Genomic DNA, 16,968 nt, shown 5'->3' with positions numbered 1-16,968 from the left:
CAAGTCGCTTTTTGCCCTGAGAAAATGTTAAACGATATTCCTCATTTTCAAAACCAGGAAGCTGCCTAAAAGCCGTTTCATTAAGTCCGTAAGAGTGTATTTCTGAGTTAGAATCTCATTGCATTTAACAACATAAAAACGAAGCACGGAGCAGTCGGCAAGATTTATACAAACGGGCATAGACCCTGCAAGAAAGCATCGCCGACCCCACTTCATGGATAGGTTGAACGAAGGAATGTATGCGCAAATGACGCTGTGAGATGTGGGAGGGTTTGCCGCCATGAATACTGTGGGATCCATCGTGCGCCTATAGGGTTCACTATAAACCTTTTCTAAAAAATGGAAGGGTAAGGTCTCTATAAGGCCACCCTCCCCTTCCATAATGAAGCAAATATGGTTCACCTATCCATACATTTGATACATTTCATTAGATGTATCGAGTGAAAAGCTTAGAAATAACAAGAATAACGGAGAAAACCCTTACTTTATAGAGGGAGTATAAAANGGCCACCCTCCCCTTCCATAATGAAGCAAATATGGTTCACCTATCCATACATTTGATACATTTCATTAGATGTATCGAGTGAAAAGCTTAGAAATAACAAGAATAACGGAGAAAACCCTTACTTTATAGAGGGAGTATAAAAATACTTTCTATAGTATAAGCGCAACCACGGCGATCACCTGCGCTAAGGCTTGGCGCTAGCCAAGTTTTCTTTATTTTAGGGACTTATCGGTTAGTCAATCGTACTGCTCAATTTGGCCGGCCACATTTCCTTGTTATAGGCCATATCCCAGAACATGTACTCAAAACGACTTGTATTTAAGAAAATTTCTTCAAGGTATTCGAGTTCTTCTTCGCTTTTCCCTTCAGCGATTTCATCAAGCAAACCAATTAACCAGGTAGACAGGGCACCAAAGTCATCAGAGGCGTACATTTTGACCCATTCACCGTAAAATTCGTGTTCCGTTGCTCCTGGAATTTTGCTCAGTTCCTTCCCAATTTCTGAGTAGCTCCACATACATGGAAGGAGGGCAGAAACCAATTCCGCAAGTGTCCCATTGTCAGAAACGTGCAACATATAATGCGTGTAAGCAAGCGTCGTTGATGCAGGTTTTGCCTTCTCTAATTCCTCTGGTGTAATGCCGAATTGTTGTGCATATTGACGATGTAAGGACATCTCTTCATTTAATGTAGAATCTAGCAATTTAGCGAACTCACCCATCGTTTTGACATCACGTGCTTTTACTGCACCTAATGCAAAGAGCTTTGCGTATTCGATTAAGTATACGTAATCTTGAACCATGTAAAAGCGAAACTTATCCTTATCAAGCGTTCCGCGACCAATACCTTGAACAAATGGATGATTATGATTTTCTTCCCAAATTGGACTTACTTTTTCAAACAAGCGGTTGCAAAAAGTCATCATTTTTCCTCCTTAGTAGCTTTTTCCGTGTTACACCACTCATAAATGAACTGCATAATAACCTTAGTGAAATGCACAAGCTGTTCGATGGATACCTTCTCATTTACGGCATGAGCATTTTTTAAATCACCTGGTCCATAGATGGTTGTTGGGATTCCTGCATCCCCAAGCCAACCGCCATCCGTAACCGATGGAGATACACCAATGATTGCATCTTGATCGAGGTGAGACCGATGGGATGCTGCTAATGTTTTGACTCCTGGATGATTTGGATCGACTTCTAATGAAGGGAAGATTTCTCCGCGATCCTCGATCATCGATGTCCCGCCCCATTTAAATGTTGGGGGATGATCCCTTAACCAAATGTCACCCTTGGCAACTTCCAATAGGTGGTCTTCTACTTCTTTCGCAACTTGCTCATACGTTTCATCCGGATAAAAGTGTACGGTAATCCATAACCGGCACTCATCGGCTATAAATGCTGGGTGCCGACCGCCTTCAATGACCGCTGGATTAATCGTGTTCGAACCAGCCGGAAATCCCGGATAACTCTTCGTGACTGCCCAATGTCGTTCAAGATTCTGCAATCCATCGACCATCCTCATCATTTTCTCGATTGCACTCGCACCAATCATGCCGCCGCCAGCATGAATCATACTTCTTCTCGTAGCATCATGATGAGTCGTTGGGCTTTTGATTGTCACCCAGCCAGTAATTACTCCGCCCTGTCCTTGAATATGCAAATCGCTCGTATCAACGACAAGTGCAAAATCAGCATCATATCCACGTTTACAGCATTCGAGTGTCCCAGCTTCACCGACCTCTTCACCAATGACTGATTGAAGGATTAAATCTCCAGGTAGTTCGATTCCAGCTTCTTTCAACAGCTGGATAGCAAATAGCACCCCACCCAAACCACCTTTCATATCTGCAGCACCGCGTCCCATTAAATAACCATCTTTAACTAGAGGATCGAATGGTCCAACTTCCCAATTTTCATTTTCATCAATTTCAGCGACATCGATATGCCCGTTAACGATTAAGCTATTATGATGATCCGGGTCCGTCCCTTTAAGTCGACCTACAACGTTCGGATCATTTGGATAAATGTCCCACTGATCTACGGAAAATTCTTTATCTTCTAGAAATTCAGCAATATACGCTTGTGCTTGAGCAGTATTACGAGCAGGTGGACTCGGTGTTTCAAAACGAATCAGCTTAGAAACGAGTTCAACCAATTCATCTTTCCTTGAATCCACAGTGCCAATCAATTCGTTAATGATACTTTCCATTTCTGTACCTCCTTTTTTTGGAAAAAGAAAACCACTTCCTAAAAATAGAAAGTGGTTGGTGTAGACCGTATGTATGTAATCGAAAGAATTCACTCGAATTTGCATACAGATGCAGACCACTTCCCTTCGCTAGTATTATCTAGATCAGGTCATTAGGGTTAAGACAAAACGTATCTTTCTCAGCTTAAAGCACCCCTAGTGTTTTCATCATTCTTATTTAATTATAGTCCCTATCTCCATATCTATCATACTCTCTTTTTTTCTGCAACCTTATCTTGTCACCAAGAACCTTCCACCGAGAAGCAAGAAGTTCTAGGAAGTGAAGTTCCGGATCTGGAGTTTAGTTTAGCTAACTAAGGACTGGAGGAACAAAACTGACAACGAAATTCGCCGCTTATAGTGGCCGGTAACTAGTTATCACGTGACCCAGCTTTTATTAGGGAAATAAAGTTAGCGGCTGTAGAGGGAAGATCCTCATGTTTTCTTTTGCAGATGCTGATTGGGAGTTTTATAGAAACCCCATTTACATAAACTTTCCCAAGCCCTCCTCTTAAGAGTTCATCCTTCACAGCAAGTTGGGGTACAAGTGCTACACCTAAACCGGCCTTTGCAAATTCAATAGACTCACTCATTCCCTCGATTAAGATACCAGCTTCAGGTTGATCAATGTTTAAGGTATCGCACAGAATGGACAGCTTTTTCCTTGTGGAACTCCCTTTTTCACGTAAAATTAATGGTTGTTTCATAAGCTCCTTCAAGGATGTTTCTTTTCTATGTAGGGGGTTGTTTTCTGAAACAACAAAAACTAGTTCATCCTCAAAGATTGTATCATGATCAATTTCTTCCGCTTTCCATTCACCGCACACGAGTCCAATGTGTACAGAATGATTAAGCAAGCTTTGTATTGTTTCATAAGAGCTTCGTTTAAATAACTGAACATCGACTAATGGGTAGTTCTCTTTAAATGCAGCGATCCAATTCGGTAATAGTGTTGATGCTGGCAAATGAGTTGTACAAATTCGTAAGCTTCCTTTCATCCCTGTCTTTATATCATGCATCTTTTTTTCAAGTTCACGTTCTATGGAAAACAGACGAATGGAATCAGATGCTAGTATTTCTCCTGCTTCGGTTAATTGAATGGATCGTCCCTTGGAGGTAACCAATTTTATCCCAATTTCTTTTTCTATGTTGCGGAGCTGGGCAGTTATAGCAGGTTGACTGATTAGTAGTTTTTCTGCTGTCCGTGTCACACTCCCGGATTTTGCGACTTCAGTAAATATTCTTAGAGCATGGAGGTTCATCCGCTTCATTCCAATCCATAAAATAAATTGATGATTGAGAGTGAAAGATATATTAGATTTATTGAAAGATCTCCTTTAGTGTAGAAAACGAACAGAAATTTGTAAAGGAGGTCGTTATTTATAATGGATGAGTTGATGGAGAGCTTAAGAGAACGGTTCACCCAAATGCAAAATCGTATGATAGCCGCAATGAATCAACTCGACAACGAAGATCTGAACTGGCGCCCGGGTAAAGAGAGTAATAGTATTGCAAACCTAGTCATACATATTTCTGGCAACGTACATCAAAGGATTGAGAGTGGTATCGAAGGGAAAATAGATACGCGTGATCGAGAGGCTGAATTTGATCAAGATGTCTACTATGAGAAAGAAGAGCTTATTGATATTATAAGTAAGTCCTTTTCGAAGATTATTAAAGTTATTTCTAACTTATCAACAGAGGACCTTTTGAAAATGCAAACGATCCGTAGCCAAAAAGTGACAAACTTCGAAGTACTTATGCGATGTGCCACCCACTTCTCCGAACATCTTGGTCAAATTTTGTACATCGCTAAAATGCGAACAAAAGATACCTATGTCTCTACATCTATACCTAGAAAAAATGATTAGAACAAGGGGTGGAATATGATGCGAAATGTGAATGATACATTAAGAAGTTTAACATCCTTTACCGGTCCTTTTTCTGAATTTCATCCGGAAGACGTACCTGGTAATCCAACAGAGTTGTTTATAGAGTGGTTATATGAAGCGATTGAAAAAAGGATCCAAGAGCCTCATGCGATGACACTTTCTACTGTCGATAAACATGGAGTGCCAGATGCGCGGACTTTGATTCTAAAAAATGTAACGAGAAACAAATGGTTTTTTGCCACATCTTGCAAAAGTCAAAAAGGAAAACAACTCGAATTAAATCCTAGGGTTGCTTTAACATTCTATTGGTCAGAGCTTGGAAGACAAGTGAGAATCCGAGGCATAGCTTCTGTCACTAACAAGAAATTGAGTGATAAGGATTTTTTGGAAAGGTCGGTGAATGCTCGTGCAATAGCTTTAATAGGACGGCAAAGTGAAGAATTGATTGACCAGAACGAGTTAGACGATGTATTTATAGAAAAGCAAGAAATAGTAAAACGTGACCCGCTGATTGTAGCACCTTATTGGCATTTGTACTCTGTCTTTGCAGAGGATGTTGAGTTCTTTCAAGGAAACACGCATAGAAAGAATGTCAGGGTTAAATACGAGCGAAAAGGCGAACAATGGGCAAGTAAATTATTATGGCCATAAATTACCGAAAGAAATAGTAAATATAGGACTATTCAGAAAGATATTGACGTATATATGTTTTATGATTATACTAAAATCAAATATTCATCAAGCATGTAACCTTAAGTGGGCATAAGCTTGGGAAACCATTTGGTATTCCTGAGCCTATGCCCATTTTTTATACTATAGAAATTATAAAAATACTTTCTATAGTATAAGTGCAACTAAGGCGATCGCCAGCGCTAAGGCTTGGCGCTAGCCAAGTTTTCTTTATTTTCATTTTTATATATGTAAGGGGTTGCATACACTTTATTAAAGGGGGAATTATTTTTATGAATTCATTTGGGGCTGTACAAAGGTTTGGACGGTCATTATTGTTGCCGATCGCAGTTATGCCTGCTGCCGCTATTCTGTTAGGTATCGGGGCCAGGGATTTTGAGAATCCATTCATGGTTAAAGTAGCGGAAGTATTTGCGGCAGGTGGCGGTGTGCTTCTTGAAAGTCTTCCATTGTTGTTCGCGATTGGGGTCGCAATCGGTTTAACGAATGGAGCGGGGGTGGCAGCACTTGCAGCGGTCATTGGCTATTTAATTTTAGACAGGGTTTTGGATGTATTTAATGTAGTTGATGCGAATGGAGAAGTCGTAACAGAATTGAATATGGGTGTCCTGGGTGGTATTATAACCGGATTAATTGTAACTTTTCTTTACAACCGTTATAAAGATATTGAATTACCGAAAGCACTTGGATTTTTCAGTGGGAGTCGATTCATTCCAATCGTGACGTCTTTAGTAATGGTTATATTTGCAGTTATTATGGGAAATGTATGGCTGCCCGTTCAAAATATGATCAACAGTCTTGGCTTGTGGGTGGTTTCGCTAGGAGAAATCGGTTTGTTTTTGTATGGTACTCTGAATCGTTTATTAATTCCGTTTGGTCTGCATCATATTTTGAACTCGATCGCTTGGTTTGAATTAGGTTCTTTCACGAATGAAGCAGGAGAGGTTGTCAAGGGAGATTTAACTCGTTTCTTTGCGGGAGATAAGAGCGCTGGTATGTTTATGACAGGATTCTTCCCTGTGATGATGTTTGGTTTGCCCGCAGCTTGTTTGGCAATTATTCAGGAAGCGAAGAAAGAGAACAGAGCTGCTGTTGCTTCATTCTTTGTGTCTGCTGCCTTTGTTTCATTCCTTACGGGAATAACGGAGCCAATTGAATTCGCGTTTATGTTTCTTGCACCTTTTCTATATGTAGTTCATGCAATTTTAACTGGACTTTTCATGGCACTTTCGTATACGTTTGGTATGCATTTAGGATTTGGATTCTCAGCTGGATTAATTGATTACCTGCTTAACTGGGAGTTATCGACAAACCCATTGTTGCTTATACCTTTCGGATTGGCAGCGTTTGTGGTGTATTATGTTGTATTCCGTTTCTGTATTCGTAAATTCAATTTAAAGACACCAGGTAGGGAAGATGAGGAAGAGATCGATGAATCGGCTGAAAGAAATAATAGTGGTAAATCATCCGTGAAAGACAAGGCAGCTGCGATTCTTCCGTTAATTGGAGGGTCTGAGAATATTAATCATATTGATGCATGTATTACCCGATTACGATTAACTCTAAAGGATGACTCCATCGTCAACGATAAAGAGTTGAAAAAAATGGGTGCTGCTGGCATTATGCGTCTAGGAAAAGGAAATGTTCAAATTGTCTTCGGTACAGAATCCGAAATCATTAAGAAAGAAATGGATAAAATTATTGAAAACAAATAATAGTTCGTGTACTGTTGCAGTTCTATAAAAGGAGGGAAGTCATGTGGAAAGGAGAATTGTAAAGGTTTTAGGTCATAATGTCGTTCTTGCTAAATTACCATCAGGTAACAATTCAATTGTTTTTGGAAAAGCAATTGGCTTTAAGAAGGAAACGAATGCGCTGATTGATCCTTCAAGTATTACACAAGAATTTCTTTTACACACGACAGAAGCCATAGAACATTACCAACAAGTCATTGAATTGGTTAACTTGCCAGTCATTTCTGCAACTGAAGAAGTGATAGCGATGGCGATCGAGGAACTACCAGGGCCTTTCTCGGATACGATTCATGCTGCTTTAATTGACCATATTAATTTTGCGATTGAACGACATAAGAAAGGCATGCGGTTGAGTAACCCATTCGCCTTTGAAATTCAGCATTTATATCCTGATGAATATAAAATTGCTGAAAAAGCAGTTGCTTATTTGAAAGAAAAACTAGAAGTTGACCTGCCAGAAGAGGAAGTTGCTTTTCTGGCTACTCACTTCCATTCTGCACGTTCTTTCAGAAAAAACAAAAGTACATTGGAAGTTGCGAGAACCGTATCAACAATCTTAGATACGTTAAAAACCAAAGGATATGATATGGAAAGTTCATTATCGATGGTTCGGTTAGTATCCCACCTTAGGGTATTAATGGATCGGGTGAAATCTGGTAAGACAATTGATAACCCATTGTTAGCTAATATTAGAGAAATATATCCTGAAACATTCGCGATTGCTCGTGAAATAGGAGACTTCATTACTGAAGCACTTGAAGTAGAAGTGCCAGATGAGGAGGTTGGGTTTATAACCCTTCATTTAGAGCGATGTCATACAGAACCTGAACATAAAAAATAATTGCGGAAACGACCTGTATGGAAATGGAGATGAGAAAACCATGTTAGAACGATTGTTTAGTAGGAAAAAAGAAGAGGTAATCAAAGCACCGTTACAGGGGAAGATAATCAAAATTGAAGAGGTCCCTGATCCAACTTTTTCAGAAAAAATGATAGGTGAAGGAGTTGCAATCATACCAAGTGAAGGTAACGTTGTTTCCCCTGTTAAAGGAGAAATCATTCAGTTATTTCCGACCAAACATGCTATTGGTATTCGTTCGGAAAGCGGCTTAGAAATTTTAATACATATCGGTTTGGAAACGGTTTTGATGAAAGGCGAAGGATTCACGGCTAATGTGAAGCAAGGGGATAAAGTGAATGCGGGTGATTCATTAATTGATTTTTCTCTAGAACTAGTAAAGGAGAAAGCAAAAAGCGTGATAACTCCGATTGTGGTTACAAACGGAGATCAAATCGATTACCTTGAAATGGAAAATCACGAGGAAGCTAAGTTGAATGAAACACCTGTTATGAAGTTGAGAATGAAATAAACTAGGTGCTCTTTTTAAATAATTGACAGGAGTGAAGCATATCATGAAGGGGCTGCTCCAACAGGTTCGTGAAAAGACCTGTTGGGCAGCCCCTTCGGATGATAAACTCAGAATTCGGCTAATAATATTTAAACTTTCTTGTGACTTGCTTTTTAAACAGCTAAAATAAGGGGTAAGGTTTACAATAATNCAGCCCCTTCGGATGATAAACTCAGAATTCGGCTAATAATATTTAAACTTTCTTGTGACTTGCTTTTTAAACAGCTAAAATAAGGGGTAAGGTTTACAATAATAGAGGTTGTTCAAAAAGTCCGGTAAAAATAGCTGTCGAATTTCTTCGTTACTCGGTCTCTCCGGTCCTCACGTATTAAACGTATACGATCCGGTCCTCGAGACTGTCGTGCCTCGAACTTCTCGGCTCTTTTGATCCTCCTTTTTGAACACGCACTAATAGTTATTTGAATGGATAGGTTAATGCAACAAAGAAACCTATAAATATTACGATGTATCTTACGAGATTAAGAGACAATATTCGTTGAGTTATAGCTATTCTGTATTACAGGAAAGTAGGGTTGTATTCATATGATCGTTGTCAGTTCTTGCTTGGCCGGTAAAGAATGTAGATATAATGGGACTCATCGTTTAGTCGATAAAATTCAAGAGCTTGTGAAACAAAATAAAGCAATGATGGTATGTCCCGAATTACTCGGAGGTTTTTCTACTCCAAGAGAACCAGCAGAAATTGTTGGAGGTACTGGGGAGGATGTATTAAAAGGGAAAGCTGCAGTAATCAGTCAATCTGGTGCCGACGTTACTTCTATGTATATAGATGGAGCATTTAAAGCACTGGAAATCGTACAACAAGTTCAGGCAACGCACATTGTTTTAAAAGAAGACAGCCCTTCTTGTGGCAGTATCCAGATATATAATGGAGAATTTTCTGGTTCAAAAATAAATGGAGAAGGTGTGACTACGGCTTTATTGAGAAAAGAAGGCTTTAATGTGATTTCAGAACAGAAATTTTGGGAACTTACTTTATCTGATTAAGATCCATCTCTTTTATACAACTTATAAAGCAGTTTAAAATCAAAGCGCTGGGGGCTTATCATAATGAGTGAACTGAATGAGTTATTCCGTAAACGAATAGGTTTTCCTGAAAATGAAAAGCTTACCTTTGAAACGTTGGATAACCTTCTTGAAAAGACAGCAGTTTCCATCCCTTTTGAAAATTTATCTATGATTGCAAAGAAAACTAGTGGGATCACAAAGGAAAACTTAATGAAAAAGCTTTTAGTAAACAATGAAGGCGGACTTTGCTATGAATTAAATCCGATTCTGTACTTTTTCTTAGTTGACAATGGTTTTGATGCGAGCCTAGTTCGTGGAGAAGTTTACGATAATGAAATGAACAAATGGCCAAATCTTGGGGAAACACATGTCGCTATTCTTTTAAGACACGAAGAGGAAATCTATTTAGTTGATACAGGTTTTGGAGGAAACTTGCCATTGAGACCAGTTCCGGTAAGCGGAGAACCCATTACCACTAGGAATGGGGAATTTCGGGTCAAGAAGATGGAGACTAATTACGGTGACTATATTCTTGAAATGAAGCTGAAGCATAAACATACAGAATGGAAAATTGGTTATGCCTTTGATTCAAGACGTCCTGTATTGGATGTATCTGAATTTAATGAAATCCAAACCATTCTAATTGAAAAAGAAGAGTCTCCTTTTAACAAAAATCCCCTGATCACCCAGCTTACAAACAACGGAAATAAGACCTTGACGAATGGAACTTTTACGCAATGGGTGGACGGGAAAGCGACTAAAGAGGAAATCGGTGATACACGATTCACTGAACTTGCGAAACTACACTTTGGACTTAGAGCCTGAAGGATAGAGGGTTCAGGGTGACACTATATCTAGTGCCCTCAGTGCTGTAAGATAAATATAGAAAGCTTAATGGATGTTTCCTTTTGAAAATTGCAGTTTAACGATAACATTTAACTAACATATTTCATCCGATTTATATACATTGTACGGAAGTGAAATGGAGTGATTGATTATATGAAAAATATTATTTTAACCCACGCACGAATAGCAGCGGATCAAATGATAGAAAGCGGTTATGTTTGGATTAAGGGTAACCAGATTCATAAACTTGGTGAGATGAAAGATTGTCCACCGTTAGAATCAGCAGATGAGATCATCAATTGTGAGAAGGCAGAGTGGGTCATACCAGGTATGATCGATGTACATATTCACGGTGCAGGTGGAAGTGATGTGATGGATGCAACATCGGAAGCTCTCGAGACGATGGCGAAGCTTTTACCAGAGGAAGGGACAACATCCTTTTTAGCGACGACCATAACGAGCCCGAAACCAAACATTGAGGCAGCTTTGGAAAATACTGCAAAGTACATGGCGAAGAAAAATCAGCAAGGACAAGCAGAAATCATTGGTATCCATTTAGAAGGCCCATTTATTAATAAGGAGAAAAAGGGAGCACAGCCTGAAGAACATATTATTAAACCTAATGTATCGTTATTTGAAAAGTGGCAGAAACTCTCGAATGACGCTATAAAATTAGTGACATTGGCACCAGAGCTTGATGGTGAACACGCACTTATTCGCCATTTAGCTGATACGGGCGTTGTTGCCTCAATGGGGCATACAAGTGCGAACTATGAAGAGGTGAAGCAGGCTGTCCGAAGCGGGTTGTCTCATGTAACTCATTTATACAATGGGATGAGTGGTGTACATCATCGTGAGCCCGGAGCAGCAGGTTCTGCACTTTTGATGGATGAGCTAATGGTAGAGGTTATTCCGGATGGGATTCATTCCCACCCAGACATGGTGAAGCTTGCATATCGAACAAAGGGCGCCAATCACCTCGTATTAATTACAGATTCTATGCGAGCCAAATGCTTGAAAAATGGAACATATGATTTAGGCGGTCAAGAAGTTCAGGTAGAAAATGGGCGTGCTGTCCTTGAAAGCGGTTCGTTGGCAGGAAGTGTTCTAAAGCTTTCTGAAGGACGTCGAAATATGCAGCAGTGGACTAAGGCAAGTATTGAAGAACTAGTAACGATGACATCTGTAAATCCAGCTAAGGAATTAGGTATTTTCAATAGTAAAGGTTCATTAGCAGAAGGAAAGGATGCGGATATTGTCTTAGTGGACGAAGAGGGAGATATCTTAGTAACTATTTGCCGAGGGGAAGTAGCTTTTCAAAAGCCGGGTCATAGCTTTATAGACGTAAATGCAAAATGACTGGGAACTGAACTTAATTAAATCAGTAACGTGTGAAAAAGGGATAATGTCCTTCAAAACATATATCCCAACGAAAAATTGAGGTTATCGAAGCCCTTGGTAAAAGTGTTTAAGTATTAAGACAGAGGCTCCAATAGCAGATGCGTCTTTTCCTAATTTCGAAAATACAATAGGGGTGTTTTTAGCTTCCTCAGTTAATCCTCTATTCTTAATTGTTTCTTTAATCGGATCTAAAATAAAGTTACCTGATTGAGCTACTCCACCACCCAATATAATACGCTCAGGGTTTATCATATGAATTAAATTAGTAATGCCGATACCAAGATATCTTCCGGTTTGATTGAGTAATTCGATACTGAATGGATCGCCTTGTATTGCTGCTTTATGAATGATACTACCATCGATACGGTCTAAATCATCACCTGCAAGCTCCCTTATATACGATGACTTACCAGCTTTTAGTGCCTTTATAGCATTTTCGGCTATTGCGGGACCAGCTGCTAACGCCTGTAGACAACCATAATTTCCGCAACTGCAAAGCGGACCAGAAAGGTCGATGGTCATATGACCGATCTCCCCGGCTATAAAGTGCTCTCCTTGATACAATTCCCCTTTTATAGTAATACCTGCACCAATCCCATGTCCGACATTGATCCCCACCAATTTGGATGCTTGGTTCCCATTTCCTATCCAGGATTCACCAAGAGTCATGGTTTTGGCATCATTTTCAACTCTAACCAACATATTATACTCTGCCTCAAGTTCGGATTTTATAGAGATATTATAAGTATCAAAGAAAGGAGCATACAAGGATACACCAGTTTCGGTATTGACAATTCCATGCATTCCAATGCCTATTCCTAAGAACCTCTTATGAAAATGCTCTTCCTTTTCAATCAAGGTACTTATCCCTTTTTTCATTGTATTTAACAATTGATTAGCACTCGGGATTTCTAGGGTGAATCTATCAACGGGAAAACCGTGTAAATTTGCAACTATAAATTTCATGGTGAATTTCCCAACGTCAATCCCGATAATGAAAAATTGGTCCGCTCGAATTTCTAAAAAGGTCGGTTTCCGTCCCCCATGAGATACTCCTTGTGTGGTTTCAAGAATAAATTGTTCATCAATTAATTCTTTAACAATGTTCCCGACAGTAGGAGGGGTAAGCTTCGTTTGCTTCGCTATTTCAGCACGTGAAATAGGAGCTTTTTCTCGTATCATATTTAACACTGTAGAGCGATTGATAGATTTCATCAATTGAAAGCTTCCGCGTTTATAATCATTAGACAATCTAGTATCCTCCGATCATCGAAATCCAAAGTTCTTTATTTATTTTAGAGTTCCGCTTTTCATAGGGTTTTGAGAACAGAATACACACTAATATCCTTCGGCTCAATTTCTAGTTTAACATACAATTATAAAAATAAATTAAATTAATTAACTAAAATTCTGAAAACTTATTGATTCGTGTTTACGAGCGTGTTAATCTGTATTAAATGATTAACAATTCTGATTTTTGGTTTTAAAGCCACTGGAATACATAGGCGAGGAGGGTGTATTTTCGTTAGTTAATAAATTAATTTTACTAAGTTCTTCAAAGAAACACAATGACTAATATCAATGGGAGGGTCATTCCGTGAAGAAATTCTCTGTTTGGTTATTTGTTTTATCGATGGTTGGATCATTGTTTTTAAGTGGTTGTCAAAGTGAAGAGGCGGGTGGTTCAGGGGATCAAGTTACATTAGATGTAACGATACGTTGGGTCTCGGCTGCTGATATTATTGAAAATGAAATTATACCAGCATTTGAAAAGAAAAATCCGAATATCAATGTTAAAATCCAAAAAAGTTTCAATACCAGTTACACGCAATCACTACAAGCAGCTGTGAATGGAGGCAATCTTCCAGATATTTTTGCTTCTCATCCAAGTCTTCCAGTACGTAAATTATACGACCTCGGCGTTCTTCATAAGCTGGATGAGGTCATTGGAGATCACAAAGACGAATATGAGCAAGGTACTTGGACGCAGGGAAGTACAGTAATGGAAGACGGTAGTATATATGCGTTTCCATTTATGACCGGACAGAAAGACTCCTTTCTTATGTATTACAATAAGGAAGTTTTAGAACAAGCAGGGTTAAGCAAAAAGGACGTTCCCAAAACATGGGATCAATTAGTAAAGGTTTCCAAGATTATTAATGAAAAAACAGATAGCTACGGGGTAATTGTTGGGATGAAATCACCCTGGGTAGCTGAAGGAGCTCTTACTCAAATGGCATCCGCAATCACCCCTGAGGTTATGGCACCAACGTATTATGATCCTATAAACGGTGAATATAACTATCACACCGATGGTACGATCCAATCAATTGAGTACTTCAAAAAACTGATGGATGAGAAAATATTACACCCTAATAGTTTAACGTTAGAACCAGAAGAGGCTCCTGCCCTTTTTGCAGGTGGACAAGCTGCATTTTTATTTGATGGGGCATGGAGAGGTTCAAATCTGATGCAAGATGGCTTTGAAAACTTTGGAAGCGCTTTAGTGCCAACGAAAGATGGAAAAGAACAATACTTAGGCTATCAAGGGAATTTAGCTGCAGGTCTTCTCGTTAATAAAGATACCGAACATTATGAGGAAGCGAAATTGTTTCTTAAATATATTATCGATCATGGATATGAGCAATTAGTTAAGAATGGATCACAGTTTTCACCTATTCCGAAGATTAACGAAAAATATGCACCTGATAATGTTGTTGGGGATACGTTCCAATTGCAGTCTGATACCTTTATACCAGCACCAAATCCTGTTTACAATAATGAAAATGCACCAACCGTTACAGCTGAAATGAGTGGTAAAGGACCCCAAGAGACAGTTGGAGATGTACTTGTCGGATATTTAACGGGTCAAATTTCTGACTTGGAAGGAACATTAAAAACCATGTCCGAGGAGAAAAACAAAGCACTCATGGACGCTATTAAAAAGGTTCAGGAGGATGGGGTGGACATTGATCAATCCGCTTGGAAGTTTGAAGATTGGAAACCTTTCGAGCCTTATAAGAAGAAAGAGTAAATCTTTTTGAACACGCACTTTTAGAAGTGTCTGCCTTAAGGAGGCACTTCTTCTCCCTTTTAGGAAGTAAAGTAAGTATAAAAGTTTGCTACAAAGATGCAATGTCTAACTGCAGCGCCCAGGTGCTCGAGGTCGCTTCGGTTCTTTCACAAACACAAAAAGCGTGTTATGTGGCAGAATCTCCAGCGCTTGTCACACCTGAACAGGGCGCTTCCGCTTTTCAATAATGTCTAGCTGCAGCGCCCAACCCCTTGGATCACTTCAGTCCCACTGCGGCGGCAACAGCCTCCTCGTTGGCCTTCCAGTGACCTTCGGGGCTGAACAGGGCGCTTGCGCTTTTCTTGATAGGAGGTATTACAATGGCTGAAGTTGTTAAGAAGACCAATAGTAGTACGGTTATGAAGACGAACAGTGTTAATCGTTTACATAGGAAAAGAAAGATATGGGCGTACGTATTTATTTTTCCACAATTGCTATTCTTTATCGTTTTTACCATTTATCCAATTATCATGAGTTATGTCTATTCTTTCTATGATTGGCCAGGAATTGGTGCGCTTGATGATTTTGTTGGACTCGATAATTTTGTTCGAGCTTTACAGGATCCAAGCTTTTGGAATGCTTTTAAGAACACCTTTATCTATATGATTGGTGTCACAGTGTTATTGTTACCTACTAGTTTACTTGTCGCTATGCTCTTAAATAATGTTTTGAAGAGAAGCACCGTATTTTACAGGACCCTTTTTTTCTTACCAGTTGTAACGACTACAGCGATTGTCGGGATCGTCATGAGAAAGGTCTTTGGAGCCGGAGGAATCTTTGATGAAATATTACTGACATTAGGGATTATCGATGCTCCATTTGCCTGGCTCGGTTCTCCAGTAACAGCGATGATCATCGTAATTGTTGTTGGTGCATGGAAATTCTTTGGAATGATGATGGTTTATTGGTTAGCAGGTTTACAAACGTTACCTAAAGATGTATTAGAAGCAGCTAGTATCGATGGCTGTAAAACGTGGCAAAAGTTAAGATATGTCATTATACCGATCCTGATGCCAGTAGCATTGGTAATTATATTATTGTGTGTAACAAGTAGTCTTCATGTATTTGATTTAGTACTGACATTAACAGGCGGAGGCCCTTATTACAGTACAGATGTTGTTGATTTATATATTTATCGATATGCATTTAACCCAGATTTAGGATTACCATCAATGGGTTATGCATCAGCAGCTGGTGTGGTGTTTGGGGTTGCGGTGTTTGCGATTGTCCTATTGCTCGGTTGGTTATTGAGAAAGTCAAGGATATAAAGAGGGAGGCGCCAAGAGATGAAAAGATTCGGGCCAAGACTATTCTTACACATCGCTTTGTTAATAGGGGGAATTATTTGGATTTATCCGTTCATTTGGATGATTTCTGCCTCACTAAAAAAGAATTTTGAGCTGTTTAACTCTGGCTTATCTATAATTCCTAAAGAGGCTCAATGGGGGAACTATGTTCGAGCATGGGAAGAAGCTAATTTTTCGGGCTATTTTTTTAATACGTTGATCATAACCGTATTTACCGTATTAATTGTACTCATATTGTGTGCATTAACAGGATATGCATTAGCTCGAGTAGACTTCCCTGGTCGAAAGGTATTCATTTTTTTAATAACAGCAACGATGTTCATTCCAAAAGGGTATACGATTATCCCAATCTACATGATTATTAAAAATCTAGGCTTATTAAATACGCTTGGGGGAGTCATATTAGCTGAATCTAGTAGTGCACATGTTTTGTTTATCCTGTTATTCATGGCCTATTTCAGCAAGCTGCCAAAAGAGCTGGAAGAATCTGCAGTAATGGATGGGGCAGGTTTCCTTCGAACATTTTGGACGATCATGCTTCCATTATCTAAGCCGATTATTGCTACGGTTGCGATTATGCAATTCATTTGGACATGGAACTCTTTCTTTATTCCATTAATTTTCACACTAAATAAACCTGAATTAAGAACACTGGCAGTTGGAATGTACTCATTTGTTGGCGAACACTCAGTAGATTGGGTCGGAATGGCGGCAGGGGCAACTATTTCTTTATTACCAGTCATAATCATTTTCATCGTTTTCCAACGCTTTTTCATTGAAGGTGTATCAGGTTCAGTTAAAGGTTAAAA

Annotated in this window: 15 protein-coding genes and 1 riboswitch; of the genes, 11 read left to right on the top strand and 4 right to left on the bottom strand. The window is 39.2% G+C overall.

The genetic code is table 11. The annotated features are described in order from the left end of the window. Nucleotides 1–737: 737 nt before the first annotated feature. From tenA to NON16_RS10855, 3 genes are all read right to left on the bottom strand, one after another. Nucleotides 738–1,427, bottom strand: a complete 690-nt coding sequence (gene tenA, locus NON16_RS10865; protein WP_257349032.1) for a thiaminase II — start codon at nucleotides 1,425–1,427, stop codon at nucleotides 738–740. After that, the gene (locus NON16_RS10860; protein ID WP_257349031.1) at nucleotides 1,427–2,719 is read right to left on the bottom strand and encodes an acetylornithine deacetylase; all 1,293 of its coding nucleotides are present in this window, start codon (nucleotides 2,717–2,719) and stop codon (nucleotides 1,427–1,429) included. The genes tenA and NON16_RS10860 overlap by 1 nt, the downstream gene beginning before the upstream one ends. Nucleotides 2,720–2,823: 104 nt before the next feature. Beyond that, a riboswitch (TPP riboswitch) is annotated at nucleotides 2,824–2,926 on the bottom strand. A 203-nt stretch (nucleotides 2,927–3,129) separates the two neighbouring features. Next, nucleotides 3,130–4,020: a LysR family transcriptional regulator gene (locus NON16_RS10855; protein WP_257349030.1), complete on the bottom strand. Its 891-nt coding sequence runs from the start codon at nucleotides 4,018–4,020 to the stop codon at nucleotides 3,130–3,132. Nucleotides 4,021–4,143: 123 nt separating this feature from the next. On the opposite strand from NON16_RS10855, the gene NON16_RS10850 reads away from it, so the two are divergent. The 8 genes from NON16_RS10850 to nagA all read left to right on the top strand — a co-directional run bounded on the left by NON16_RS10850 (nucleotide 4,144) and on the right by nagA (nucleotide 11,737). Then, complete coding sequence (locus NON16_RS10850; protein WP_257349029.1) at nucleotides 4,144–4,629, top strand: DUF1572 domain-containing protein; 486 nt, start codon at nucleotides 4,144–4,146, stop codon at nucleotides 4,627–4,629. 15 nt (nucleotides 4,630–4,644) lie between these two features. Then, complete coding sequence (locus NON16_RS10845; protein WP_257349028.1) at nucleotides 4,645–5,301, top strand: pyridoxine/pyridoxamine 5'-phosphate oxidase; 657 nt, start codon at nucleotides 4,645–4,647, stop codon at nucleotides 5,299–5,301. Nucleotides 5,302–5,612: 311 nt separating this feature from the next. Continuing rightward, the gene (gene nagE, locus NON16_RS10840) at nucleotides 5,613–7,055 is read left to right on the top strand and encodes an N-acetylglucosamine-specific PTS transporter subunit IIBC (RefSeq protein ID WP_257349027.1); all 1,443 of its coding nucleotides are present in this window, start codon (nucleotides 5,613–5,615) and stop codon (nucleotides 7,053–7,055) included. Between the two features lie 43 nt (nucleotides 7,056–7,098). After that, nucleotides 7,099–7,935, top strand: a complete 837-nt coding sequence (locus NON16_RS10835) for a PRD domain-containing protein (protein ID WP_257349026.1) — start codon at nucleotides 7,099–7,101, stop codon at nucleotides 7,933–7,935. 40 nt (nucleotides 7,936–7,975) lie between these two features. Next, nucleotides 7,976–8,464 (top strand): PTS sugar transporter subunit IIA, encoded by a 489-nt coding sequence (locus NON16_RS10830; protein WP_257349025.1) that lies wholly within the window; start codon nucleotides 7,976–7,978, stop codon nucleotides 8,462–8,464. 582 nt (nucleotides 8,465–9,046) lie between these two features. Then, the gene (locus NON16_RS10825) at nucleotides 9,047–9,511 is read left to right on the top strand and encodes a 2-thiouracil desulfurase family protein (RefSeq protein WP_257349023.1); all 465 of its coding nucleotides are present in this window, start codon (nucleotides 9,047–9,049) and stop codon (nucleotides 9,509–9,511) included. 63 nt (nucleotides 9,512–9,574) lie between these two features. Further along, a complete protein-coding gene (locus NON16_RS10820; protein WP_257349021.1) occupies nucleotides 9,575–10,357 on the top strand; it encodes an arylamine N-acetyltransferase family protein in 783 nt (260 codons plus the stop codon). 174 nt (nucleotides 10,358–10,531) lie between these two features. Next, the gene (gene nagA, locus NON16_RS10815; protein ID WP_257349019.1) at nucleotides 10,532–11,737 is read left to right on the top strand and encodes an N-acetylglucosamine-6-phosphate deacetylase; all 1,206 of its coding nucleotides are present in this window, start codon (nucleotides 10,532–10,534) and stop codon (nucleotides 11,735–11,737) included. Nucleotides 11,738–11,821: 84 nt separating this feature from the next. Here nagA and NON16_RS10810 read toward each other — a convergent pair whose 3' ends face one another. Continuing rightward, nucleotides 11,822–13,030, bottom strand: coding sequence for an ROK family transcriptional regulator (locus NON16_RS10810; RefSeq protein WP_257349017.1), 1,209 nt, complete (start codon nucleotides 13,028–13,030; stop codon nucleotides 11,822–11,824). A 346-nt stretch (nucleotides 13,031–13,376) separates the two neighbouring features. Between NON16_RS10810 and NON16_RS10805 the strand changes: the two genes are divergently transcribed. From NON16_RS10805 to NON16_RS10795, 3 genes are all read left to right on the top strand, one after another. After that, a complete protein-coding gene (locus tag NON16_RS10805) occupies nucleotides 13,377–14,813 on the top strand; it encodes an ABC transporter substrate-binding protein (RefSeq protein ID WP_257349016.1) in 1,437 nt (478 codons plus the stop codon). 359 nt (nucleotides 14,814–15,172) lie between these two features. Continuing rightward, nucleotides 15,173–16,120, top strand: a complete 948-nt coding sequence (locus NON16_RS10800) for a carbohydrate ABC transporter permease (protein WP_257349015.1) — start codon at nucleotides 15,173–15,175, stop codon at nucleotides 16,118–16,120. A gap of 18 nt (nucleotides 16,121–16,138) precedes the next feature. Beyond that, nucleotides 16,139–16,966: a carbohydrate ABC transporter permease gene (locus NON16_RS10795; RefSeq protein WP_257349013.1), complete on the top strand. Its 828-nt coding sequence runs from the start codon at nucleotides 16,139–16,141 to the stop codon at nucleotides 16,964–16,966. Nucleotides 16,967–16,968: the final 2 nt, after the last annotated feature.

This window comes from Pseudalkalibacillus decolorationis, from assembly GCF_024609785.1.
Taxonomy (GTDB): Bacteria; Bacillota; Bacilli; order Bacillales; family Fictibacillaceae; genus Pseudalkalibacillus; species Pseudalkalibacillus decolorationis.
The sequence above is the reverse complement of the archived record's forward strand: the minus strand, read 5'-3'. Positions and strand labels throughout refer to the sequence as shown.